This is a genomic window from Xenorhabdus indica, from assembly GCF_014467235.1.
Classification (GTDB): Bacteria; Pseudomonadota; Gammaproteobacteria; order Enterobacterales; family Enterobacteriaceae; genus Xenorhabdus; species Xenorhabdus indica.
Genome location: NZ_NKHP01000093.1, coordinates 1 through 944 on the forward strand (window position 1 = coordinate 1; position 944 = coordinate 944).

Here is a 944-nt window from a genome sequence, read left to right on the forward strand (position 1 = left end):
ACCAGACGCGCTTCAATTTCCCCCAGCTCAATACGGAAGCCGCGGATCTTGACCTGAAAGTCGTTGCGGCCGAGGTATTCGATACTGCCATCCGGCAACCAGCGGCCGAGGTCACCGGTTTTATACAGGCGGGCATCCGGTGCTGTTGAGAACGGGTCAGCCATAAAGCGTTCCGCCGTCAGTGCCGGACGGTTAAGGTAACCGCGGGCAACACCGGCCCCGCCAATATACAGCTCGCCCGTTACGCCAATCGGGACTGGCTGACCGTGATGATCGAGGAGATAAGCACGCAGGTCAGGTAATGGCTGACCAATCAGGCTGCCACGGCCTTCGGTAATATCCTCACCGGTGAGTTCCCGATAAGTGGCATGGACGGTGATTTCGGTGATGCCGTACATGTTCACCAGACGGGTCTGCTGAACCGGGTTATGAGCAATCCAGGGGGCCAGCATCGGCAAGTCCAGTGCCTCCCCGCCAAAGATAATACAACGCAGGGAATGTGCCGTGTCATCCTGCGCAGGGATAAGCTGGCGGAAAGCACTGGGGGTCTGGTTCAGCACGGTCACACGTTCCTGACACAACAGCGCATAGAACGCCTGCGGGGAGCGGGCACAGACCGCCGGGACGATAACCAGCTTGCCACCGTAAGACAGGGCGCCCCATATCTCCCATACCGAGAAATCAAAAGCAAATGAGTGGAACAGTGTCCAGACGTCGTTGCTATTGAACTGGAAATACCCTTGTGTTGCCGCTAACAGGCGAATGGCATTCGCGTGTTCAACCATCACCCCTTTGGGCTGACCGGTGGAGCCGGAGGTGTAGATCACATAAGCCAGATGGCGTGAAGTCAGTCCCCGTGCCCGGCTGTCAGGGTTGCTGCCCGGTTCTCTGTCAAAGACACGTGGTGAGCGGGCATCAAGCACGACAGTGGGTAAGGGACTGTC

General features: G+C 58.1%; 1 protein-coding gene. It reads right to left on the reverse strand.

Annotated elements, in window-relative coordinates:
- Nucleotides 1-944 (reverse strand): amino acid adenylation domain-containing protein (locus Xind_RS19615; RefSeq protein WP_187650951.1); only part of this gene is annotated, 944 nt, incomplete at both ends.